This is a genomic window from Streptomyces sp. NPDC007929, from assembly GCF_042959065.1.
Lineage (GTDB): Bacteria > Actinomycetota > Actinomycetes > Streptomycetales > Streptomycetaceae > Streptomyces.
The window spans coordinates 748349-769512 of sequence record NZ_JBIBKD010000004.1 but is presented as its reverse complement, the minus strand read 5'-3'; the positions used below and the strand labels follow the sequence as shown (position 1 = coordinate 769512).

Genomic DNA, 21164 nt, shown 5'->3' with positions numbered 1-21164 from the left:
GCGGGGTTCGTTCGCGGGCCCGGTCAGACCGGCTGGGGCTCGCGCACGGGTCGGTGGATCGGCCGGTCCGACCCCGTGAGCGGCGCCCCGGTGCCGCCGTGCCGGGCTGCGATGATCTCCGCCGCGATGGACACGGCCGTCTCCTCGGGCGTACGGGCCCCCAGGTCCAGACCGATCGGTGATCTCAGCCTGGCCAGGTCGCGCTCGCTCACGCCCGCTTCCTGCAGCCGCCGGTTGCGGTCCTCGTGGGTGCGGCGGGAGCCCATCGCGCCGATGTAGGCGACGGGCAGCCGCAGCGCCTCCGTCAGCAGGGGGATGTCGAACTTCGCGTCGTGGGTGAGCACGCACAGCACCGTGCGCCCGTCGGTCTCCGTGCTCCGCAGATAGCGGTCGGGCCAGTCGACGACGATCTCGTCGGCCTGCGGGAAGCGGGCCCGGGTCGCGAAGACGGGGCGCGCGTCGCACACGGTGACGTGGTAGCCGAGGAAGGCACCCGCCCGCACCAGGGCCGCCGCGAAGTCGATCGCACCGAAGACGATCATGCGGGGCGGCGGGACGGCCGACTCGACGAGCAGGGTGAGTCCGCCCGGACAGGACGACCCGTCCTCGGAGAGCTCCACCGTGCCGGTGCGGCCGGACTCCAGCAGGGCCCCGGCCCGGTCGAGCGCCGCGCGGTCCAACTCCGGACCGCCGCCCAGGCCACCGGCGGACGAACCGCCGGGGCGGACCAGCAGCGCGCGGCCCAGGAGGCCGGACGGGCCCTCCACCACCCGGGCCAGTGCCACCGGCTCGGCCCGGGCGGCAGCCGCCAGCGCCGCCCGCTCGGCCGGGCGGGCGCCCACGACCGGGGTGATCATGACGTCGATCGTCCCGCCGCAGGTCAGCCCCACCGCGAAGGCGTCCTCGTCGCTGTAGCCGAACCGCTCGACGACCGTACGGCCGTCCTGGATGGCCTGCCGGCACAGGTCGTAGACCGCTCCCTCCACACAGCCCCCGGAGACCGAGCCGACGGCCGTGCCGTCAGCGGCGACGGCGAGCGCGGCGCCGACCGGGCGCGGGGCGCTGCCGCCCACGGCGACGACCGTGGCGACCGCGAAGTCCCGGCCCTCCTCGATCCACGCGTTCAGGGGCTGCGCGAGATCAAGCATCGCCGCCCGCCAGCAGCACGCGGTCGGGGCGGATCGGCAGGTCCCGGTGGCGTACGCCGGTCGCGTGCCACACCGCGTTGGCGACCGCCGCGGCCGCGCCCACGATGCCGACCTCGCCGATGCCCTTGATGCCGACCGGGTCGTCCGGGTCGGGGTCGTCGACCCAGTCGGCCTCGATGTGCGGGATGTCGGCGTGCGCGGCGATGTGGTAGCCGGCGAGGTCGGCGCCGTAGAGGCCGCCGCTCGCCCGGTCCCGGACGGCTTCCTCGTGCAGTGCCATGGAGAGGCCCCAGATCATGCCGCCGACGAACTGGTTGCGGGCGGTGAGCGGGTTCACGATCCGGCCGGCCGCGAAGATGCCCAGCATGCGGCGCACCCGGACCTCTCCGGTGGCGGGGTCGACGGCGACCTCGGCGAACTGCGCCCCGTAGGCATGCCGCTCCTGCTGGGCGAGGGCGCCGAGGGCTTCGGCCGTGTTCGACCGTACGGTGACGCCCTCCGACGGGATGTCGGCGCCCGGCGCGAGGCTCCGGCGCAACTCCTGGGCAGCGGCCGTGACGGCCCAGCCCCAGGAGCGGGTGCCGGCCGAACCGCCGGCGATCGACGCGGCGCCGAGATCGCTGTCGCCGATCTCCACCCGGACGCGGTCCGCGGGCACCTCCAGAGCGTCGGCGGCGACCAGGGTGAGCGCCGTTCGGGCGCCGGTGCCGATGTCCGCGGCGTTGATCCGCACCGTGAAGGTGCCGTCCGCCTGTGCGGTCAGGGCCGCCGTGGACGGCATGGCCAGCGTGGGGAAGGAGGCGGCGGCCGTGCCCGTGCCGAGCAGCCAGCGGCCGTCCCGGCGCACGCCGGGCCGCGGGTCCCGCCCCTCCCAGCCGAACCTGCGGGCGCCCTCCCGGAAACAGGGGATGAGGTTGCGGCTGCCGAACGGCAGACCGGACACCGGGCCCACCTCTGGTTCGTTGCGGACGCGCAGCTCGATCGGGTCGATGCCGCACCGCTCGGCGAGCTCGTCGAGTGCCGCCTCCAGCGCGAACGAGCCGGACGCCTCGCCAGGGGCGCGCATCCAGGTCGGGGTGGGGACGTCGAGCTTCACGAGCCGGCTCGCCGTGTGGTGGGCGTCGGCGGCGTACATGGACCGGCTCGACGCCGCACTCGGCTCGAGGAAGTCGTGGACGGTCGAGGTCCGGCTCAGCGACCGGTGCTCCAGGGCGAGCAGCCGTCCGTCCGCGTCGGCGCCGAGCCTGACCCGCTGGGCGGTGGGGCTGCGGTGACCGGCGAGGGAGAACATCTGCCGGCGGGTCATGACGACCCGGACCGGGCGTTGCAGCACGGTCGCGGCCATCACCGCGGCCACCTGGTGCACGCGCACGCCCTTGCTGCCGAAGCCGCCGCCGACGTGCTCGGACCGGACCCGCACGGAAGCCGGGTCGAGGGAGAACAGGCTGGCGAGCTCGCCCGCGACCCAGCCGGTGCCCTGGTTGGAGTCGACGACCTCCAGGCGGCCGCCGTCCCACCGGGCCGTCGCCGCGTGCGGCTCCATCGGGTTGTGGTGCTCCTCGGGGGTGGTGTACTCGGCGTCCACCACCACGGCGGACGCCGCGAGTCCGGCCTCCAGGTCCCCCTTCTCCACCACGGCCGGCATGTGCCCGTCGAGCGTGTACGCCTCGGCCTCGCGCGCCGCGGAGAACGCGACGTCGTGCGGCTCCCGGTCGTAGTGCACCACGAGGGCCTCGGCGGCCTCCCTGGCCTGCTCGGAGGTCTCGGCGACGACCAGGGCCACCGGCCAGCCCAGGTGGGGCACCCGGTCGTGCTGGAAGAGACCCACGGTCGGGTCGGGCGGGGTGCCCATCAGGCCGGTGTAACCGGTGTCGACACGCGGGGCGTTGGGGTGGTGGAGCACGGTGAGCACTCCGGGCATGGCGAGCACGGTGTCGGTGTCCAGGTCGCGGACGCGGCCTCGGGCGACGGTGGAGAGCACGAGCCAGCCATGGGCGAGGTCCGCGAAGGGGATCTCGCCGGCGTAGCGGGCCGCGCCGGTGACCTTGTCGCGGCCCTCCACGCGCGGGTGCGCGGTGCCGACGGCTCCCCTGGTGGCGGTGGTCATCGGGCGGCCTCCTCGGCGAGTTCGCTCAGTACGGCCACCACGAGGTTGCGCATGAGGGTCACCTTGTATCCGTTGTGGGGCAGGGGCCTGGCGGCCGCCAGTTCGGCGTCCGCCGCGGCGGCGAAGTGCGCGGCGTCGGCCGGGCTGCCGGTCAGCGCGCGCTCGGCCGCGCGGGCGCGCCAGGGGCGGGAGGCCACCGCGCCGAAGGCCAGGCGCACGTCGTGGACGAGGCCGTCCCGGACGTCGAGCGCCGCGGCGACGGAGCCGATGGCGAAGGCGTACGAGGCCCGCTCGCGCACCTTGCGGTAGCGGGAGTTGGCCGCTGTCGCGGTGGGCGGCAGGGTGACGCCGGTGATGAGCGCGCCCGGCGGCAGAGCCGTCTCCAGATGCGGGGTCTCCCCCACCGGAAGGTAGAAGTCGGCGAGCTTCAACTCCCCCGTCCCGTCGGCTGTTTCGTACGACACGCTCGCGTCGAAGGCGGCCAGTGCCACGCCCATGTCGGAGGGGTGGGTGGCCACGCAGTGGTCGGAGGCGCCCAGGACGGCGTGGTTGTGGTGCTCTCCGGTGAGGGCGGGGCAGCCGCTGCCGGGGTCGCGCTTGTTGCACGGGGAGGTGACGTCGGCGAAGTAGCCGCAGCGGGTGCGCTGGAGGAGGTTGCCGCCGACGGTGGCCATGTTGCGCAACTGCCCGGAGGCACCGGCCAGCACGGCCTGCGCGAGTGCCGGGTAGCGGCGGCGGACCTCGGGGTGGGCGGCCAGGTCGCTGTTGGTGACGGTGGCGCCGATGCGCAGCGCGCCGTCCTCGGCCGGCTCGATGCGGTTCAGGGGCAGCTCGCGTACGTCGACGAGCCGGGTGGGCCGTTCGACGCCGGTCTTCATCAGGTCGACGAGGTTGGTGCCGCCGCCCAGGAAGCGGGCTTGCGCGTCACCGTCGAGCAGGGCGACTGCGCCGGAGACGTCGTACGCCCGCTGGTAGCCGAACTCCCTCATGCCGCAGCTCCCTTGGTCTCCTCGGCGGCCCGGGCCACGGCCTGGACGATCGACACGTACGCGCCGCAGCGGCACAGGTTGCCGCTCATGCGCTCGCGGATCTCCTCCGGGGTCAGCGGTGGTGGTCCCGCCTCGGGCCGGACGTCACCGGTGACCGCGCTCGGCCAGCCGGCCGCGTGCTCCTCGATCACGGCGATGGCCGAGCAGATCTGGCCCGGCGTGCAGTAGCCGCACTGGAAGCCGTCCAGGTCGAGGAACGCCTGCTGCACGGGGTGCAGTCGCTCGCCCTCGGCCACGCCTTCGATGGTGGTGATCTCGCGCCCTTCCGCGGCCACGGCGAGCTGGAGACAGGCCACGCTGCGGCGCCCGTCGAGCAGGACCGTGCAGGCACCGCACTGGCCCTGGTCGCAGCCCTTCTTGGTGCCCGTCATGTCGAGTCGTTCACGCAGGGCGTCGAGCAGGGTGGTGCGGTGGTCGACGGTCAGCGTGTACTTCTCGCCGTTGACGGACAGGGTGAGGTCGCTGGACGTCGATGCTGGCATGGATGCCTTCTCTCTCACATCGCGAGGTCGGGGGTGGGTGGGGTCGCCGCGGAGGGTGATGCCGGTGCGCGACGGTGGACGATGCGGGGCGGACGGACGGGCAGCGGGCGATCTGGCCCGGGCAAGACTGGCTGGCCTGGCCTGGGCTGGGCAGGGCAGGGCAGCCCGCGGGCTGTCGGCGCATGCGGTACGCCGATACGATGGGGCAATCGGACAGTTGTCCGTTACTGGGAAAACTTAACGGACAACTGTCCGCTTAACAAGGGGCTGGTTTCGGCCACGGCCCGAGAGGAGGGCGAGTGCGGCAGAAGAAGGACGCTCCCCTGCGCTCGGACGCGCAGCGCAACCGCGAGCGCATCCTGGAAGTCGCGCTGGAGGAACTGACGCGCTCGGCGGGCGTCCCGCTGAGCGCCATCGCCAAGAAGGCGGGCGTCGGGCAGGGCACCTTCTACCGCCACTTCCCCACCCGTGAGGCACTCGTGCTGGAGATCTACCGGCACGAGATGCAGCAGGTCGCCGACACCGCCCCGGCGCTGCTGGAGAGCCGGGAGCCGGACCGGGCGCTGCGCGAGTGGATGGACCGGCTGGCACGGTTCGCCATGACCAAGGCGGGCCTGGCCGACGCCATCCGCCAGGCCACCAGCGCGCCCGGCCAGCCGCAGAAGCCGGGCCACACCCCGGTGACCGACGCGGCCGAACTCCTGCTCCGTGCCGCGGAAGAGGCCGGCACCATCCGCCCCGGCGTCACCGCGAGCGACCTCTTCCTCGTCATCGGCGGCCTCTGGACGATGGACCCCCACACCGACTGGCAGCCCCGTGCGACGCGGCTGCTGGATTTCGTGATGGACGGGTTGCGGGTGGGGGCGGCTGGGGGGTGATGCCCCACCGCCGCGTAGCGCCTGGAGGACCCAGGCGGCCCGATCGCTGCTCAGCCGAGAGACCCGACCGCCCGAGGGCCCAGCGGCCCGATCGCCGCGCGGGCGGGGGTCCGGGTGGGGAGGAGCGGATGGCGCCCTGGCCGACAGGGCTGTGGCCCGTCGGCTTCTTCAGGCGACCGCCGTGTCGGCCAACTCCCGTAGTTCCGCCAGCGCCGCCGCCACTGCCGGGCGGGCGTGGCCGCCCGTTCGGGTGCTGGTCAGGAGCTTGCGGTGGGGGTTGCCGGTGCAGCGGACCCGGGTGATCGGCAGGTGCGGGGGCAGATGGGCCAGGCGCGGGATGAGAGCGACGCCGAGCCGGTGAGCGACGAGGTGGGCGCAGACGTTCCAGTCGAGGGCGTGGTGGAAGATCTCGGGGGTGAACCCGGCCGCGCCGCAGGCGGAGAGGACGTGCGGTCGGCAAGGGCTCTCCTCCACCGGCGCGATCCACGCCTCTCGCGCCGCCTCGGCCAGATCGACCCGGGCCTGCCCCGCCAGCCGGTGCCCTTCGGGCACGACCAGGTCGAACGGGTCGTCGAGCAGCGGCTGCTGATCGAACCGCGCGTCGCTCAAAGGCGGATTGTGCGGAGTCGCTTCGACGATCGCCAGGTCGGTCGCACCCTCGAAGAGCAGGTCGAAACTCTGCGGCACACCCACCTCGGTGATCCGGACGGACAGCCGCGGGTGCCGCTCCCCCAGCCGGGCCGCCATCGGCGCCAGCAGCACCGAGACGGCCACCGGAAAGCCGGTGACCCGCAGCACTCCTGATGGCGCTCCATGGTCGGCCCGTAGATCCAGTTCGGCCTGGTCCCAGCGGGCCTGGATGGCGTCGGCGTGCGCGAGCAGACTCTCGGCGGCCGATGTGAGGCGCACCCCGCGCCCCTGGGGCTCCAGCAGGTCGACGCCCAGGTCGCGGGCCAACTGCCGTACCTGCTGGGAGGCGGCGGACGGCGTGAAGTGCAGGGCTCGGGCGGCCGCGGTGACCGTGCCGTAGTGGGCGACCGCCCTCAGGACGTGCAACCGGCGCAGGTCAATCATGAAGGCCAGGCTTCACAGTGACGTCCACAAAGTCAACCTGGACGTGTACGGATCTTCGGCCGCACCCTGGCTGTGTCGCGACGGTCAACCACCACGACGCACCAGGAGTCAGAGATGAGCAGCATCACCAACGCCATCGCCGCCTGCCCGCACTGCGGTCGGCCGGACGGAGGCGAGCCGTTCCGGGTGCTGTCCCGGCACGCCACCGCGACGGGGCACACGGAGTGGACGCGCTGCGGATGCGGCTCGCTGCAGGTCCGGGTCGCCGACGCGGGCGGAACACGCGTCGTCTCGCGCAGCGGGCCGACGCCCGGCGCGGCTCCGGCCCGCCCGGACGCAGCGAGCCGCTGGCGAGGCTGACTGCCCGCGCCCCGGGGTCCGCGGATGCCGGGGCGACGCGGATGCCCGAGGCGACGCAGATGCCCGAGGCGACGCAGATGCCCAGGGTGACGCGGATGCCCGGGGGCGGGCCGTAGTGCGGGAGGCTTCACCCCGGCCGGGAGGGACGGGCAGAGTGCGGGGCCGGTGACAGGGCCCGTCCACCTCGGATCGAGATGTGCTCGCCCGCCGCACACTCCGTGCAAGCCACCCGCCATACGGCGGGAAGCTTCCGCCGCCCGGCGGCGCCCGCCGACGGGGTCCCGCGGCCGATCATGGTTGCACCAGCCGCCGCCACCTCACGCGAGGAGACCCCATGACCCACGTTCCGCCCCCGTTCGACCCCGAACTCGCCGCCGCCCTGGAGCTGATCAAGGACATGGTCACTCCAGGGCTCGCGCTCGACGAGATAGCCGAGGTACGCCAGGGTCCGGCCATGCAGATGCTGGCCGAGCTCGATCTGACGATGGGCGGGACGTTCGAGGTGACGGACCGGCGGGTGCCGGGGCCGCAGGGCGAGCCGGACATCTCCCTGCTGATCTGCCGTCCGACAGCGCCGGAGACGGCCGGGCCAAGGCCGCTCATCTACCACGTGCACGGCGGCGGCATGGTGATAGGGAACAACCGCGTCGGCGTGGACGTCCCGCTGGCATGGGCGCAGGCCCTGGACGCGGTCGTGGTGTCCGTGGAGTACCGGCTGGCGCCGGAGCACCCGCACCCCGCGCCGGTCGAGGACGTCTACGCCGGGCTGTTGTGGACCGCGGACCACGCCGCCGAACTCGGCGCCGACCCCGAGCGGATCGTCATCGCGGGCGCGAGCGCGGGTGGTGGACTGTCCGCGGCCCTGGCCCTTCTCGCCCGGGACCGCAAGGGGCCGCGGCCGATCGGGCAGGTGCTGATGTGCCCGATGCTCGACGACCGCAACGACTCGCCCTCGACGTACCAGATGGCGGGGCTCGGGGTGTGGGACCGGACCGCCAACGAGACGGGCTGGACCGCGCTGCTGGGTGCGCGGCGCGGCGGCCCCGACGTACCGGCGTACGCGGCACCGGCCCGGGCCGAGGACCTCACGGGATTGCCTCCGGCCTTCCTCGACGTCGGCTCGGCGGAGACCTTTCGCGACGAGGTCGTGGCCTACGCCTCGCGCATCTGGCAGGCCGGTGGGGTGGCCGAACTGCATGTGTGGCCGGGCGGTTTCCACGGTTTCGACGGGTTCGCGCCGCAGGCGGCCGTGTCGCAGGCGGCGCGGGCAGCGCAGCTGAACTGGCTGCGCAGGCTGTTGGGGGCCTGAGGGCCCGGCCTCCCGGAGTCGTCCGTGGCCGCGTCGCCGCGAGGCGATCGCACCGCCCGCCTCCGAAAGTGGCCGCATACCGCACCATGGGGCCTATGAAAGAGCTGGCCGGACGACTGACCGCCCTCGATCCTGACGCCGGTGCCGCGGTGCGGGTCATCGCCTACTTCGACCGCCTGGCCGAGTCCAGGGCCGGACTGGAGGCGCTCGTGCGCGGGGCGGCCGTACTGGCCGGTTGCCCGGCCCGGCTGGTGGATCCGGATCGGCGCGTCCACGTCAGGGTGGAGACCGACGGCACCCGGCGCGACACCGACACCCCGCCCGACCCGACCTGGCCCGCGGTCCGACTGGGCCCGGACGGTACGGCGACGCTGTACCTGGAGCGCGGCGGCGACGCTACGGGCCGGACCGAGGACGGCTCGGGGTCGGCTGCCCGAGACCCTGGGAACAGCACCGAGCCCAGCGGCCCCGCGGCAACGGTGCTCGATCCGCCGCTCCCCCAGACCCAGACCCAGACCGCCGCGCCCGGACAGCTGCCGACGCCGCGCACCCCCAGTGTGGTCGACGCCGTGATTCTCGAACGGGCCGCCGGGGCCGTGCGGCTGGTCCTCGACCGCACCCGCGGCCGTGCCCCGGCCGACGACCCGGCGCTGGTCGAGACGCTCCTCGACGCCACAGCACCCGAAGCGGCCCGCCTGCATGCCGCCCGCCGCCTCGGACTCGACCCCACCGCAAGGGCCCGGGCCCTCGCCCCACTGAACGGCCGGCCGCGGGTGGTACCAGCCGGTCCGGACTCCGTCCCCCTAGGCGCCGGACACGCCGCAGCGGACGCCGCCACCTCGCCTCGGCCCTTGAAGGTCTCACCCCGAGCCCCCCAAGCACCCTCGCAGGGACAGCCCGCAAACGTCACAACCGCCCCCGCCGCTCTCAGTCTCGACCCAGTTCCCCCCTCCCCCGCCCGGCACACCCCTCCACCCACCCCCCATCTCCCCACCGGGCGCCTCGGCGTCGGACCCGCCGTCCCCGTCCTCGAACTGCCCCGGTCCTGGGCCGAGGCCCGTACCGCCCTGCGGTTCACCGCCGAGGGCACGCCGCAGGATCCCGGGCCCCGGATCGTGTACGCCGAGGAGTTGGGCGGCATCGCCCTCCTCGCCGACGTCGTCACGCCGGGCACGCAGCCGCCGGCCGACGTCCGTGCGCTGGAGGCCGCGGCGGCGACCACGCCCTGGTTGCCGGCCACTCTGCACGCGGTCGTGTCCACGGCGAGCCTGCGGGCCGCGGCGGCCGAGATCAACGTGCACCACTCCACGCTCCAGGACCGTCTGGCGCACGCCGAACACCTCCTCGGCTGGCCGATCCGAACGCCACAGGGCCGACTACGGCTGCAACTGGCCCTGACCATGCGCCGCCTGGCCCACCCCCAGTCCGGCAGTTGACGTCCTGCCACGCCTTCCGGCGCCGAGGCGGTCGTGACGGCGGCTGCCCCGGCCGCACCCCACTCCCCCGTGCGGCAGACTGTCCGAGCACCCCCGTACCCGATTCAGGAGCTTGAGGCATGAGCGTGCTGCGGTATCCCCTGGCCGGGGTCACGGTGGTCAGTCTGGAGCAGGCCGTGGCCGCGCCCTACGCCACGCGGCAGCTCGCCGACCTCGGTGCCCGGGTGATCAAGGTGGAGCGGCCGGGTGGCGGTGACTTCGCCCGCCGGTACGACACCACCGTGCACGGCCACTCCAGCTATTTCGTATGGCTCAACCGCTCCAAGGAGTCCCTCACCCTCGACCTGAAGGACCCCCGCGGCCGCGAGGTCCTGCACGACCTCCTCGACGGCGCCGATGTGTTCGTGCAGAACCTCGCCCCGGGCGCCGCAGCCCGGCTCGGTCTCGACACGGCCACCGTCACCGGCCGCCGCCCGAACCTGATCCCGTGCACGATCTCCGGCTACGGCACGACCGGCCCCTGGGCCGACCGCAAGGCCTACGACCTGCTCGTGCAGTGCCAGACCGGGCTGGTGTCGCTGACCGGAACGCCCGAGGGCACCGCCCGGACCGGGATCTCCGTCGCCGACATCGCCGCCGGGATGTACGCCTACAGCGGCGTCCTCACCGCCCTGTACACCCGTGCCACCACCGGCCGGGCCCACCCGGTGGAGGTGTCCCTCTTCGAGGCGCTCGCGGAGTGGATGGGCCAGCCCGCCTACTACACCCGGCACGGCGGCGCCCAGCCCCCGCGTCTGGGCACGCAGCACGCCACGATCGCGCCGTACGGGACGTACACCGCCTCCGACGGCAAGGAGGTGCTGTTCTCCATCCAGAACGAGCGGGAGTGGGTGGCTCTGTGCGCCGAGTTCCTCGGCCGCCCGGAGTTGGCCGACGATCCGCGTTTCGCCACCGGCCCGGACCGCGTCGCGCACCGCGAGGAGCTCAACGCCGTAGTCGCCGAGCGTTTCGCCCGCTCCGGCTCCGACGAGATCCTCAAGGACCTGGAGCGCATCGGCATCGCCTGCTCCGGTGTCAACGACGTCGCCGCGTTCCTCGACCACCCCGTACTGGCCGCCCGTGGCCGCTGGAGCGAGGTCGGGGTGCCGGGCGCCACCGTGGAGGCGCTGCTCCCGCCCGCCGACCTCGCGGGGCTGCCCGCCCGCATGGACCCCGTGCCGGCCGTGGGTGAGCACACCGATGCCATCCTCACCGAACTGGGCCGCACCGCCGAGGAGGTGGCGGCCCTCCGCGCGGACGGCGTGGTCTGACGGCTTCGGACACCCCCGGAGGGCTACCCGGCCTTGGACTCAGTCTCAGAGTCCGTCTTCGTCTCTCCCGCCTCCGCCTCCTGCCGCTTGGAGGCACGCAGGCTCGTCACCGTCGTCACCGCCAGAACCAGCACGATGAAGCCCAGTGAGAACGGGATGCCGATCTCGGGGACGGACACCCCGGACTCGTGCAGGGCGTGCAGCACCAGCTTCACGCCGATGAAGCCCAGGATGATCGACAGGCCGTAGGAGAGGTGGACCAGCTTCCTCAGCAGGCCGCTGATGAGGAAGTACAGCTGGCGCAGGCCCATCAGGGCGAACGCGTTCGCGGTGAAGACGATGTACGGGTCCTGCGTCAGGCCGTAGATGGCCGGGATGGAGTCGAGGGCGAACAGCACGTCGGTGGAGCCGATGGCGAGCATCACGACCAGCATCGGGGTCATGATCCGCTTGCCGTTCTCGGTGATGAACAGCTTCGTGCCGTGATAGCGGTCGGCCACGCCGAAGCGCTGCTCTGCCATCTTCAGCAGCTTGTTCTCCTGGTACTCCTCCTCGTGGTCCTGCGTACGGGCGTCCTGGACCAGCTTCCAGGCGGTCCAGATCAGGAACGCCCCGAAGAGGTAGAACACCCACGAGAACGTGGAGATGATCGCCGCACCGGCCGCGATGAACACGGCCCGCAGCACCAGCGCCACCAGGACGCCGATCATCAGCACCCGCTGCTGGTACTGCGACGGCACCGCGAACCTCGCCATGATCAGGACGAAGACGAAGAGGTTGTCCACGCTGAGCGACTTCTCGGTGATGTACCCGGCGAAGAACTCGCCCGTGGGCCCGCTCCCACCGAAGTACCAGAGCCCCGCGCCGAACAGGACGGCCAGGACGACCCACACCACCGTCCACGTCCCGGCTTCCTTGATGGACACGTCGTGCGGCTTGCGGCCCACGAAGAAGTCGACGGCGACCAGCACGCACAGGGCGGCCACGGTCAGCAGCCACACGGACAGCGAGACGTTCACTTGTTGCTCCTGATGCAGGTGGGGGAAGAGTCATCGTGGTCTCACTCGACTGTTTTCCGCCACTGCTGTCAGGTGAACAGTTGGTCAAAGCTGCACGTGCAGCGCCTCCAGCACGTCCTGGTCCGTCAGCTGGTCGAAGTGCTCGTACCACAGGCCCACCGCCATGAACGCGGCCGGCCGGTGCAGGCAGACGACGTCGTCGGCCTCGGCGCGCATCAGCTCGGCGCCCTCGGGCGAGCACACGGGCGCGGCCAGCAGCACCCTGCCGGGTGACTGACGGCGTACGAAGCGCAGCGCGGCGCGGGCCGTGGAGCCGGTCGCCAGGCCGTCGTCGACGACGATCACGGTACGTCCGCGCAGGTCGGGGGCGGGTCGGCCCTGCCGGTACAGCCGCTCCCGGCGCCGTAGTTCGACTCGTTCCCGCTCGATGACGGGGGCGAGCGCGTCCTCGTCGATGCCGAGGTGGCGCAGGGTGTCCTCGTCGAGGAGCGGCACCTCGTCCCCGGCCATCGCGCCGACGCCGAGTTCCTCCTGGTGGGGTGCTCCGATCTTGCGTACGACGAGGACGTCGAGCGGGGCGTCCAGCGCGGCGGCGACCTCGCGGGCCACGGCGACTCCGCCGCGGGGCAGGGCGAGGACGAGGGGATCGGCCAGTTGCCCCTTGCGCTGCCGGGTGCGCAGTGTTTCGGCCAGTTCCTCACCGGCCTGCCGGCGATCACGGAACCGCATGACGGTCACCTCCGCTTCCCCCACGAGTAAGGGCTTCGGCCGGTCCGGCTCCCGCGTACCCCCGGGCCCGCCGGACGAAGCGCGCCGGCCGCCACCGGCCGCTCACCGGCTGGCGGCCGCCCGCAGCCGCTCGTCGCACCACCGCCGGGCGGTTTCGGTGACCTGGCCGAGCGCGCCCGGTTCCTCGAACAGGTGGGTGGCGCCGGGGACCACATGCAGGGTGTGGGGGCCGGGCAGCCGCCGGGCCGCCTCCTCGTTGAGCCGCAGCACGTGCGTGTCCCGGCCGCCCACGATCAGCAGCACCGGAGCCCGTACGGCGTCCAGGGCGTCACCCGCCAGGTCGGGCCGGCCGCCGCGCGAGACGACCGCCCGTACCCGGTCGGGGCGTTGCGCGGCGGCGACCAGGGCAGCGCCCGCGCCGGTGCTGGCGCCGAACAGGACGACGGGCAGGTCGGCGGTGGTGGGCTCCTCGGCCAGCCAGTCGAGGGCGCCGACCAGTCGGCGGCCCAGCAGGGGGATGTCGAAGCGGAGTTCGGCGGTGACGGCGTCGCGGTGTTCCTCCTGCTGGGTGAGCAGGTCGATGAGCAGGGTGCCGAGGCCCGCGGTGCGCAGGCCCGCCGCGACCTCGCGGTTGCGGGGGCTGTGCCGGGAGCTGCCGCTGCCGTGCGCGAACAGTACGACCGCGCGGGCGTCCGGGGGCAGGGCCAGGTCGCCGGTGAGGTCGGCGCCGGCGGCGGGCAGGGTGACGGTCCGGGAGTTCATCGTCGGCCTCCTCTCCCCCGGTTCCCGTGGTACCCACGCCGCGCTGGACGTCCCATGGCGCGATCCGTGGGGTGCGTGTCGTTGACGCCATGGCACCCGCCGTCGGAGCGTGAGGGGCATGACCGATCGCCGTATCGTCTTCGTCGTCTTCGACGGCTTCCAGCCGCTCGATCTCACCGGACCGCACGAGGTGTTCCACAGCGCGGGCGGGTACGTCTGCGAGGTCGCGGCGACCCGGGCCGGTCCGGTCCGCTCGGTGAGCGGGCTGGTCATGCACGCCGCCCACGGCGTGGTGGACCTGGACCCGGCCGGTACGGACACCGTCGTGGTCGTGGGCGGCCAGGGCGTCGACCGGGCCCGGGAGGACGAGGCTCTCGTCGCCTGGGTCGCCGCCGCGGCGGCGGGCGCCCGGCGGGTGGCCTCGGTGTGCAGCGGGGTGTTCCTGCTGGCGGCCGCCGGTCTGCTGGACGGGCGGCGGGTCACCACGCACTGGGCGCGCGGGGAGCAGCTGACCCGGGAGCATCCCGAGGCGCGGGTGGACTGCGACCCGATCTTCGTCCGTGACGGGCGGGTGTGGACGTCGGCCGGGGTGAGCGCCGGAATGGATCTGGCGCTCGCCCTGGTGGAGGACGATCTCGGCCGGGACGTCGCGCACGAGGTGGCCCGTCGGCTGGTGCTGTTCCTGCGGCGCCCGGGCGGGCAGTCGCAGTTCAGCGTGGCGCTTTGGTCGCGGCAGCCGGCGACGGACCCGTTGCGGGCCGCCGTCGGCGCGATCCACGCCGATCCAGGTGCCCGGCACGACATCGCGGGGCTCGCCGCGCATGCCGGGCTGAGCCCGCGTCATCTCCAGCGCCGCTTCACCGCGGAACTCGGCGTGCCGCCGGCGGCGTACGTCGAGCGGGTGCGCGTCGAGGCGGCCCGGCGGGCGCTGACGGACGGGGACGAGCCGGTCGAGGCGATCGCCCGGCGCTGCGGGTTCGTCACCGCCGAGACCCTGCGCCGCACGTTCCACCGCCGGCTCGGTGTCGCGCCGTCGGACTACCGCGCCAGGTTCCGCTCCACGACCGGATCCCCGGCAGATCTCGCAGAGGAAGGGACACGCGCGTGACGACCTACGGCCTGCTGGTCTTCGAGGACGCCGAGGAGCTGGACTTCGTGGGGCCCTGGGAGGTCTTCACCGTCTCGGCGCGGCTGCGGGACAGCGGCGACACGGCCGTGCTCGTGTCCGAGCGTCCCGGGCCCGTGCGCTGCAACAAGGGCCTGCGTGTGCTGCCCGACCACACCTTCGACGACCATCCGCCGCTGGACGTGCTGCATGTGCCGGGCGGGCTGGGCGCGCGGGAGGCCGAGCTGCGCAACCCGGTGGTCACCGGCTGGATCGCCAGGACGGCGGAGCGGACCGCCTGGGTGCACGGCGTGTGCACCGGCGCGTTTCTGCTGCATGCCGCCGGACCCGCCCGGGGGCGTCGGGTGGCCACGCACTGGAGTCACGAGGACGCTCTGGAGGCGCGCGGGGACGTGACGGTGGTCCGGGACACCCGCTATGTGGTCGACGGCGGGCTGGTCACCAGCCAGGGCGTCTCGGCCGGGATCGACAGCGCGTTGTGGCTGGTCGGGCGGCTGCACGGCCGGGATCACGCGCGGGCCGTGCGGCGCCACATCCAGTACGACCCGGCCCCGCCGTACCTCGCGGACGAGCCTGTCTGAGCAACCGGGCGGCGCCGCGTTCCCCGCGGACGAGCCTGTCCGAGACCACCGGGCGGCGCCGTACCCCGCGGCCGAGCCCCTTCGCGCCACCGGTCGCCGCCATACCCCCGGACGAGCCCATCCGAAGACCACCCGTAGGCGCCGGGTCGCATGAGTGGGCGTGCCTCGGGCAGGCGATGTTCATGGGCGGTGACACGGGCGACGGCGGGCAAGGGCGGCAGCCGGGCGAGTGCGGGCACCGGGCGGTGCCGCATCCGGGTGACATCCGGATCGAGGCGTGGGCGGCGTGCAGAGAGCACTGCCTGGCGGAGGCGGTCCTGGCGATGGTCGAGTGTTTCGCGGACGTCTCCGGGGTGCGGCCCACCTCCGTGGACCGGGTGCGGCTGCCCGAGGCGAGCAGCGACGATCTGCTCGCCTCGCTGCTGGACGAGATCATCTTCCGGCTGGAGGCGTACGGGCAGGTGCCCGTGGACGTGGAGGCCGACGAGGCCGACGGCGGCCTGGACGTACGGCTGGCCGTCACCGAGGTCGCCGACGTGGAGATCACCGGGGCGGTGCCGACAGCGGTGGCGTGGGACGAACTGCGGATCGGGCCGGACCCCTACGGGTGGTCGTGCGCGGTGACGGTCGACGCCTGAGGGCGGCCCGCGTGCGCCTGCCGTGGAGGGGTGGGCGGCGTCGTGACGCTGTTCCTGTGCGGTGACGTCGGGTTCCTCCCTCTGCCGCCTCGTTCCGGCCCGTCGGCGGGTAACCCGGCCGATGGGTCCCGACCGTGTGCCCCGGTGCCCTCCGGGGTACCCCGGGCCTCATGACCGGCATCGAACTCAGCAGCAACGCGTTCAACGACCACTCGTTCATCGCGCGCCGGTACGCGTACGAGGGACCGAACGTCTCTCCCCCGCTGACCTGGAGCGGTGTACCCAACGACGCGGCCGAACTGGTCCTGCTGTGCGAGGATCCCGACGCGCCGTCGGGCACGTTCGCGCACTGGGTCGTGGTCGGCATCGACCCGCACAGCCACGGTGTGGAGGCCGGGCAGAGCCCGCCGGGCGGCACGGAGCTCGTCAACGGCTACGGGCAGCACGGCTGGGGCGGCCCCCACCCTCCGCCGGGTGATGACGCCCACCATTACGTCTTCCGGCTCTACGCCCTGTCCGAACCGTGTGTCCTGCCCGACGCGCCGCGTGCGGACCAGGTGCACGCCGAGGTCGACAAGCGCCGCCTCGCGGACGGGACGCTGGTGGGGCTGTACCAGCGCTGACCCTCCATCCCGCACCTCCTTGTGTCACAACGGTCGGTTGTGGCGCGGGGGCGGGTGGTTGTTTGCCCGGCCGCTCCGCTTCTCGCTTGGATGACTCCCGGACAACGCGGGGTTGTCCGGGAGAGCGGGGAGTGCGCCGGACATGGCGGGCAGGCGGTCACTGGGGCGGCGGTTCGGGTGGCTGTGGGGCGCGTACGCGGTCAGCACGGCCGGCACCTGGCTGGCGTTCGACGCGTTCGCGCTGATCGCGGTCCTGGCCCTGGACGCCGGGCCGACGCAGGTGTCGCTGCTCGCGGCGGTGGGACCGGCGGTCGGCGCGGCCGTGTCGGTGCCCCTGGGACCGTGGGTGGAGATCCGCCGCAAACGGCCGGTGATGATGGCGGCGGACCTCGTCCGGTGCGTGGTGCTGCTGAGCGTCCCCGTGGCGTTCGCGCTCGGCCGGCTCGGCTTCGGCCAGTTGCTGCTGGTGTCGGTGGCCGTCGCAGCGGCCGACATCACCTTCAACGCGGCGGCCGGGGCGTTCCTGAAGGACCTGCTGCCGCGGCAGGACCTGCTCGTGGCGAACGGCCGGTTCGAGGCGACGACCTGGACCGCCAGCATGGTCGGTCCGCCGCTGGGCGGGGCCGCGATCGGCCTGTTCGGTCCGGTGACTACGGTCGTCGCCGACGCGGGAGCTACCTGATCTCGGCGTTCGGCATCCGGGCGATCGGGGACACCGAGAAGCCCGCTCCACGAACGGCCCCCGCTCCGGCCCGCGGTGATCTGCTGGAGGGCTGGCACCACATCCTGGCCGACCCCGTGCTGCGCCCGCTGTTCCTCAACTCGCTCGTGGTGAACTCCCTGATCATGGCGGCCTTTCCCCCGCTGCTGATCCTGCTGGTGGCCGACCTGCGCTTCGCGCCCTGGCAGTACGCCCTGGCGTTCGCGGTGCCCTGCACCGGCGGTCTGCTCGGCTCCCGGCTGGCCCCACGCCTGGTCGCGCGCCACGGCCGGCACCGGGTCCTGCTCGCGACCGGGGCGCTGCGGGCCTGCTGGCCGGTCGGCCTGGCCTTCACCGGCCCCGGGGCGCCCGGCCTCGCCTGGGTGATGATGGTCGAGTTCGGTCTGATCACCTGCTGCGCCGTGTTCAACCCGGTCCTCGCCACCCACCGTCTCGACCGTACCCCGACGGGCCGGGTCACCCGCACCCTGGCCGCGTGGTCGGCCACCGGCAAGGCCACCACGGCGGGGGTCACGGCCCTCTGGGGCGTACTGGCCGCCTGGACCACTCCCCGCACGGCCCTCGCGGTGGCCGGCGCCCTGCTCCTGGTCACGCCGTTGCTGCTGCCCCGCCGGGACCACGCCACGGAGGCCGGCGCCGAACCGGCCCCCGTGGCGGTCGAGTCGGACGAGGGCTGACCCGTCCGGGGCCCGGGCTCAGACCGCTCCGGGCACCTCCTCGGTGACGCCGTTCAACTCGGAGGCCGGGTCCGTTCCGTACGGGCGGGTGATGATCTCCATGCCGTGTCCGGCCGGGTCGAGGAAGTACACGCCCCGGCCGCCGTCGTGGCGGTTGATACGGCGGGGGTGGTTGCCGTGCGGGTCGGCCTGGATGGGGATCCGGGCCGCGACGAGCCGGGCCAGGGCCCCGTCGAACTCCTCCTCGGAGACGAGGAACGCGTAGTGCTGCATGGGGATGTCGGCGTCGATGGTGAGGAAGTCCAGTGTGACGCCATTGGCGGTCGTCACGGGCAGGAACACCCCGGTGGGTGCGCCGACTTCGAGTCCGAGGATCTCTGCGAGGAAACGAGCCGACTGCTGCTTGTCCTTGGACAGGACGATGGTGTGGTTGAACTCGACTGACACGGTTGAATGCCTCCACGGGCATCTCCGCGGCGCCTCCATGCCTCACCCGGCCGGTGACCGGCACGCGATGCCGCGCGGTGGATCGTAGACAGCCGCCGTGGAGGTCGTCGAGCGGTTTTCGGCCGTGTTCGAGAGCGGGCCGGCCCGCGCGGTCGGCCCGGCTGATCCTGACAATTGTCAGGACCGTGTGCTTCCGGGTCTCCCTACAGTTCTGAGCGTCGGCAAGCCGTTCCGTTCCGGGGCGTTGCGGACCGGGGAGTGGACCGCTTCCCACCACGCCATCATCATCTTCGTCCTTCGGGGGACAGACACATGAAGCGACTGATCAGCCGTACCGCCATGGGCCTCGCCGTGACCGCGCTCGCCGTGGGCGGCCTCGCCACCACGGCCCAGGCGGCCCCGCCCGCCGACGGCGACCCGACCCTCACCGACGTCTACATCTGGGCCACCGACGTCAACCTGCGCCAGCAGCCCACCACCGACTCCCCGCGGCTCGCGGTCCGTTCGCAGTGGTGGGGCGACGCCGTGTGCCAGACGCAGGGCCAGACCGTGCACGACCCGGCCGTCGGCACCAACAACTGGTGGACCGCCGTCATGGAGTTCTCGGGCAGCGACATCGCCTGGGTGAACAACCTGTACATCCGGGGCGGCGAGAAGATCGCCGGCGTCCCGGACTGCTGACGGGCGACACCGCGGCAGCGGGGCGGCCGGTCCTCCGGCCGCCCCGCTGTGTGCTGCATCGGGCGGCTCAGTACCAGCCGGTGTTCAGCAGGTCGTGGCCGTCGCACGAGAGCACGGCGCGCGAGACACGGCCGTTGAGGTTGTTGCCCATCTGTGTGTAGGCGTAGTTGATGCCGGAGTCGACGGTCTCGGAGACCCAGCCGTCGTTGCGGCCCGTGCCGTTGTTGGAACGCTGGAGTACGGCAGCGCAGCCGGGCCGGGAGTTCTCGATCCGGGCGAACGAGCCGCACTTGTCGGAGTAGAAGTACTTCAGGGCCATGCCCTCGAAGTACTGGGTGGCTCCGATCTGCCGGAACGTACCGGAGCAGAACGAGGTGGTGGGGTACTGACCCTCCTGCCCGTAGAGCCCGTAGTTGCCGCCCGAGAACGGCTGGGCCTGGGCGGTGGCCGGAAGGAGCGCCATCACCGCGGCGGCGCCCCCCGCGGCCAGCAGTGTCGTGAGTGATCGGCGGCTCATGTGCCCTCTTTCGTCGTGTCGGCGGGTGGTGCGGTCGTGCGCGGCGACCGGCCCCCGGCCGGTTTCCGCTCACTGGTCGTGACCGTACGGGGCGTCACCGCACCGCCGACACCTGACACTTATCAGGGTCGAAGCCGCAGGTCGTCCCGTTCGGGCGGGCCCCTGACATTCGTCAGGAGCGTCCGCCGCGCCCGTGCTCCTATCGTGGCGGCGCGGGCCCACGACGGACCCGCGGGACCACCCGGGCGATCCAGGAAGGGCACCCATGCGCATGCTCCTGCGCGGCGCGGCCGCACTCGCGGCCGTCGTCACGGTCGCGTCACTCACGAGCGGTGCGGCGGCACACCCCCGGACGGCCGGGGCCGCCGAGGCCGTCCGGGCCGGCGCGGCGGCCCAGATCCCACCCGGTGTCACCGCGGGCGTGGCCGTCTACGACCGCGAAAGCGGCACGTTCACGGAACAGGTCGACGCGAGCGCGCGGTTCCGGTCGGCGTCGGTGGTCAAGCTGCTGCTGGCCCTGGACTTCCTGTGGGACCGCGGGCCCGACTACACGATCCCCGCGGCCGACCGTGCCCGGCTGGAGCCGATGCTGCGCGGCAGCGACGACGACGCCGCCGACTACTACTGGTCGACGTACGGCGGCTCGGCGATCATCGAGCGGATGACCGGCCGCACCGAGGTCGGTCTGCGCGACACCGCGCCGCCGCCCGCCGGTTACCCCGGCTTCTGGGGCTACACCGCCGTGTCCGCGCGGGACACCGTGGCGGTCTACCGGTACATCCTGGAGAAGGCGCCCGCGCCCGTGCGTGACTTCATCATGGACAACCTGCGCCGCTCCACCCGCTGTTCAGCCAGCGACCACTTCGACCAGCACTTCGGGACAGCCGGGGCGTTCGACAAGCCCTGGGCGGTGAAGCAGGGCTGGTCCGGGTCGTACGCGAAGGGCACGTGCGGGCCTCGAACCGCGTCCTCACAGGCGAAGTCGGCCGCGCCCGCTCCCCGGGCCGCGGCGGCCGTGGACCTCACCCGTCCCGCCCTGCACAGCACCGGCACGGTGGGCGCGAACGACCGCTCGATCGTGGCCGTGCTGACGCTGCACCCGGTCGGCACGTCGTACGGCAAGGCGTACACCGACATCGGCCGGCTGACCCGCTCGCTGAACGTGCCGGGGGCGAAGCGGCCCGCGGGGACGTGGTTCGGCACCTGGGGCGAGCTCGTGAACGTCCGCAGGGGGCCGGGCACGGACGGTGACCGGATGACGCAACTGCCCGCCGGGGTCGAGGTGCTGGTGGGGTGCCAGGTCCGGGGCGAGGTGGTCAGTGTGCCGCCCTACACCAACGAGTGGTGGGCCTATCTGCCGCAGTACGGCGGCTACATCTCCAACATCTACGTCAGCTCGCCGGACAACCGGCTGCCGGACGTCCCGGAGTGTGCCGCCTAGCGGCCGCACCGGGAACGGGGGACGAGCGGTGGGCAGGGCTGCGGCCCCG

At 73.3% G+C, this 21164-nt stretch carries 21 protein-coding genes and 1 pseudogene; 12 read left to right on the top strand and 10 right to left on the bottom strand.

Annotated features, from left to right (window positions below; all coding sequences use genetic code 11):
- Nucleotides 1-23 precede the first annotated feature (23 nt).
- From ACFZDE_RS17030 to ACFZDE_RS17015, 4 genes are read right to left on the bottom strand one after another with little or no spacing between them, the layout of a single operon-like run.
- Entirely contained in the window at nt 24-1148 is a 1125-nt protein-coding gene (locus ACFZDE_RS17030) for an XdhC family protein (protein WP_391200428.1), read from the bottom strand.
- Nucleotides 1141-3255 (bottom strand): molybdopterin cofactor-binding domain-containing protein, encoded by a 2115-nt coding sequence (locus ACFZDE_RS17025; RefSeq protein WP_391200427.1) that lies wholly within the window; start codon nt 3253-3255, stop codon nt 1141-1143. The genes ACFZDE_RS17030 and ACFZDE_RS17025 overlap by 8 nt, the downstream gene beginning before the upstream one ends.
- The gene (locus ACFZDE_RS17020; RefSeq protein WP_391200426.1) at nt 3252-4244 is read right to left on the bottom strand and encodes an FAD binding domain-containing protein; all 993 of its coding nucleotides are present in this window, start codon (nt 4242-4244) and stop codon (nt 3252-3254) included. Before ACFZDE_RS17020 ends, ACFZDE_RS17025 begins: the two co-directional genes overlap by 4 nt.
- Nucleotides 4241-4786 carry a (2Fe-2S)-binding protein gene (locus ACFZDE_RS17015; RefSeq protein ID WP_381428190.1) on the bottom strand — a complete coding sequence of 182 codons (546 nt, stop codon included), beginning with the start codon at nt 4784-4786 and terminating at the stop codon, nt 4241-4243. Before ACFZDE_RS17015 ends, ACFZDE_RS17020 begins: the two co-directional genes overlap by 4 nt.
- A gap of 299 nt (nt 4787-5085) precedes the next feature.
- Here ACFZDE_RS17015 and ACFZDE_RS17010 point away from each other — a divergent pair, with 299 nt between their 5' ends.
- On the top strand, nt 5086-5664 hold the full coding sequence (locus ACFZDE_RS17010) for a TetR family transcriptional regulator (protein WP_390999872.1): 579 nt from the start codon (nt 5086-5088) through the stop codon (nt 5662-5664).
- A 168-nt stretch (nt 5665-5832) separates the two neighbouring features.
- On the opposite strand, the gene ACFZDE_RS17005 is transcribed toward ACFZDE_RS17010, so the two are convergent.
- Nucleotides 5833-6738, bottom strand: coding sequence for a LysR substrate-binding domain-containing protein (locus ACFZDE_RS17005; RefSeq protein WP_391200425.1), 906 nt, complete (start codon nt 6736-6738; stop codon nt 5833-5835).
- Between the two features lie 114 nt (nt 6739-6852).
- Here ACFZDE_RS17005 and ACFZDE_RS17000 point away from each other — a divergent pair, with 114 nt between their 5' ends.
- The 4 genes from ACFZDE_RS17000 (at nt 6853) to ACFZDE_RS16985 (ending at nt 11153) form a co-directional block, all read left to right on the top strand.
- A complete protein-coding gene (locus ACFZDE_RS17000) occupies nt 6853-7098 on the top strand; it encodes a hypothetical protein (protein WP_391200424.1) in 246 nt (81 codons plus the stop codon).
- A 334-nt stretch (nt 7099-7432) separates the two neighbouring features.
- Nucleotides 7433-8407 carry an alpha/beta hydrolase fold domain-containing protein gene (locus tag ACFZDE_RS16995; RefSeq protein ID WP_391200422.1) on the top strand — a complete coding sequence of 325 codons (975 nt, stop codon included), beginning with the start codon at nt 7433-7435 and terminating at the stop codon, nt 8405-8407.
- Nucleotides 8408-8502: 95 nt separating this feature from the next.
- A complete protein-coding gene (locus ACFZDE_RS16990; protein WP_391200421.1) occupies nt 8503-9843 on the top strand; it encodes a helix-turn-helix domain-containing protein in 1341 nt (446 codons plus the stop codon).
- 119 nt (nt 9844-9962) lie between these two features.
- Nucleotides 9963-11153 carry a CoA transferase gene (locus ACFZDE_RS16985; protein ID WP_391200420.1) on the top strand — a complete coding sequence of 397 codons (1191 nt, stop codon included), beginning with the start codon at nt 9963-9965 and terminating at the stop codon, nt 11151-11153.
- Nucleotides 11154-11176: 23 nt separating this feature from the next.
- On the opposite strand, the gene ACFZDE_RS16980 is transcribed toward ACFZDE_RS16985, so the two are convergent.
- The 3 genes from ACFZDE_RS16980 to ACFZDE_RS16970 form a co-directional block, all read right to left on the bottom strand.
- Nucleotides 11177-12172, bottom strand: coding sequence for a TerC/Alx family metal homeostasis membrane protein (locus ACFZDE_RS16980; RefSeq protein ID WP_391200419.1), 996 nt, complete (start codon nt 12170-12172; stop codon nt 11177-11179).
- A gap of 84 nt (nt 12173-12256) precedes the next feature.
- Nucleotides 12257-12901, bottom strand: coding sequence for a phosphoribosyltransferase family protein (locus tag ACFZDE_RS16975; RefSeq protein WP_390999901.1), 645 nt, complete (start codon nt 12899-12901; stop codon nt 12257-12259).
- A gap of 102 nt (nt 12902-13003) precedes the next feature.
- The gene (locus tag ACFZDE_RS16970; protein WP_391200418.1) at nt 13004-13663 is read right to left on the bottom strand and encodes an alpha/beta fold hydrolase; all 660 of its coding nucleotides are present in this window, start codon (nt 13661-13663) and stop codon (nt 13004-13006) included.
- A 118-nt stretch (nt 13664-13781) separates the two neighbouring features.
- Between ACFZDE_RS16970 and ACFZDE_RS16965 the strand changes: the two genes are divergently transcribed.
- From ACFZDE_RS16965 to ACFZDE_RS16945, 5 genes and pseudogenes are all read left to right on the top strand, one after another.
- Nucleotides 13782-14771 (top strand): DJ-1/PfpI family protein, encoded by a 990-nt coding sequence (locus tag ACFZDE_RS16965; protein WP_391200417.1) that lies wholly within the window; start codon nt 13782-13784, stop codon nt 14769-14771.
- On the top strand, nt 14768-15370 hold the full coding sequence (locus tag ACFZDE_RS16960; RefSeq protein ID WP_391200416.1) for a DJ-1/PfpI family protein: 603 nt from the start codon (nt 14768-14770) through the stop codon (nt 15368-15370). Before ACFZDE_RS16965 ends, ACFZDE_RS16960 begins: the two co-directional genes overlap by 4 nt.
- Nucleotides 15371-15552: 182 nt before the next feature.
- Nucleotides 15553-16008: an archease gene (locus tag ACFZDE_RS16955; protein WP_390999911.1), complete on the top strand. Its 456-nt coding sequence runs from the start codon at nt 15553-15555 to the stop codon at nt 16006-16008.
- A gap of 170 nt (nt 16009-16178) precedes the next feature.
- Nucleotides 16179-16631 carry a YbhB/YbcL family Raf kinase inhibitor-like protein gene (locus ACFZDE_RS16950; RefSeq protein ID WP_390999914.1) on the top strand — a complete coding sequence of 151 codons (453 nt, stop codon included), beginning with the start codon at nt 16179-16181 and terminating at the stop codon, nt 16629-16631.
- A 142-nt stretch (nt 16632-16773) separates the two neighbouring features.
- Nucleotides 16774-18029: pseudogene (locus tag ACFZDE_RS16945) on the top strand (MFS transporter).
- A gap of 18 nt (nt 18030-18047) precedes the next feature.
- On the opposite strand, the gene ACFZDE_RS16940 reads toward ACFZDE_RS16945, so the two are convergent.
- Nucleotides 18048-18476, bottom strand: a complete 429-nt coding sequence (locus ACFZDE_RS16940) for a VOC family protein (protein ID WP_391200415.1) — start codon at nt 18474-18476, stop codon at nt 18048-18050.
- Between the two features lie 312 nt (nt 18477-18788).
- Between ACFZDE_RS16940 and ACFZDE_RS16935 the strand changes: the two genes are divergently transcribed.
- Entirely contained in the window at nt 18789-19157 is a 369-nt protein-coding gene (locus ACFZDE_RS16935) for a peptidase M23 (RefSeq protein ID WP_391200414.1), read from the top strand.
- A 67-nt stretch (nt 19158-19224) separates the two neighbouring features.
- Here the strand turns inward: ACFZDE_RS16935 and ACFZDE_RS16930 are convergent, their stop codons facing one another.
- Complete coding sequence (locus tag ACFZDE_RS16930; protein ID WP_391200412.1) at nt 19225-19674, bottom strand: hypothetical protein; 450 nt, start codon at nt 19672-19674, stop codon at nt 19225-19227.
- A gap of 265 nt (nt 19675-19939) precedes the next feature.
- Between ACFZDE_RS16930 and ACFZDE_RS16925 the strand changes: the two genes are divergently transcribed.
- Nucleotides 19940-21115, top strand: coding sequence for a hypothetical protein (locus ACFZDE_RS16925; protein WP_391200411.1), 1176 nt, complete (start codon nt 19940-19942; stop codon nt 21113-21115).
- Nucleotides 21116-21164 lie beyond the last annotated feature (49 nt).

Excerpts from the sequence above, each read along its gene's own strand:
- ACFZDE_RS17030 (WP_391200428.1), bottom strand. The coding sequence starts at position 1,148 with ATGCTTGATCTCGCGCAGCCCCTGAACGCGTGGATCGAGGAGGGCCGG.
- ACFZDE_RS17025 (WP_391200427.1), bottom strand. The coding sequence starts at position 3,255 with ATGACCACCGCCACCAGGGGAGCCGTCGGCACCGCGCACCCGCGCGTG.
- ACFZDE_RS17020 (WP_391200426.1), bottom strand. The coding sequence starts at position 4,244 with ATGAGGGAGTTCGGCTACCAGCGGGCGTACGACGTCTCCGGCGCAGTC.
- ACFZDE_RS17015 (WP_381428190.1), bottom strand. The coding sequence starts at position 4,786 with ATGCCAGCATCGACGTCCAGCGACCTCACCCTGTCCGTCAACGGCGAG.
- ACFZDE_RS17005 (WP_391200425.1), bottom strand. The coding sequence starts at position 6,738 with ATGATTGACCTGCGCCGGTTGCACGTCCTGAGGGCGGTCGCCCACTAC.
- ACFZDE_RS17000 (WP_391200424.1), top strand. The coding sequence starts at position 6,853 with ATGAGCAGCATCACCAACGCCATCGCCGCCTGCCCGCACTGCGGTCGG.
- ACFZDE_RS16995 (WP_391200422.1), top strand. The coding sequence starts at position 7,433 with ATGACCCACGTTCCGCCCCCGTTCGACCCCGAACTCGCCGCCGCCCTG.
- ACFZDE_RS16990 (WP_391200421.1), top strand. The coding sequence starts at position 8,503 with ATGAAAGAGCTGGCCGGACGACTGACCGCCCTCGATCCTGACGCCGGT.
- ACFZDE_RS16985 (WP_391200420.1), top strand. The coding sequence starts at position 9,963 with ATGAGCGTGCTGCGGTATCCCCTGGCCGGGGTCACGGTGGTCAGTCTG.
- ACFZDE_RS16975 (WP_390999901.1), bottom strand. The coding sequence starts at position 12,901 with ATGCGGTTCCGTGATCGCCGGCAGGCCGGTGAGGAACTGGCCGAAACA.
- ACFZDE_RS16970 (WP_391200418.1), bottom strand. The coding sequence starts at position 13,663 with ATGAACTCCCGGACCGTCACCCTGCCCGCCGCCGGCGCCGACCTCACC.
- ACFZDE_RS16965 (WP_391200417.1), top strand. The coding sequence starts at position 13,782 with ATGACCGATCGCCGTATCGTCTTCGTCGTCTTCGACGGCTTCCAGCCG.
- ACFZDE_RS16955 (WP_390999911.1), top strand. The coding sequence starts at position 15,553 with ATGGGCGGTGACACGGGCGACGGCGGGCAAGGGCGGCAGCCGGGCGAG.
- ACFZDE_RS16950 (WP_390999914.1), top strand. The coding sequence starts at position 16,179 with ATGACCGGCATCGAACTCAGCAGCAACGCGTTCAACGACCACTCGTTC.
- ACFZDE_RS16935 (WP_391200414.1), top strand. The coding sequence starts at position 18,789 with ATGAAGCGACTGATCAGCCGTACCGCCATGGGCCTCGCCGTGACCGCG.
- ACFZDE_RS16930 (WP_391200412.1), bottom strand. The coding sequence starts at position 19,674 with ATGAGCCGCCGATCACTCACGACACTGCTGGCCGCGGGGGGCGCCGCC.
- ACFZDE_RS16925 (WP_391200411.1), top strand. The coding sequence starts at position 19,940 with ATGCGCATGCTCCTGCGCGGCGCGGCCGCACTCGCGGCCGTCGTCACG.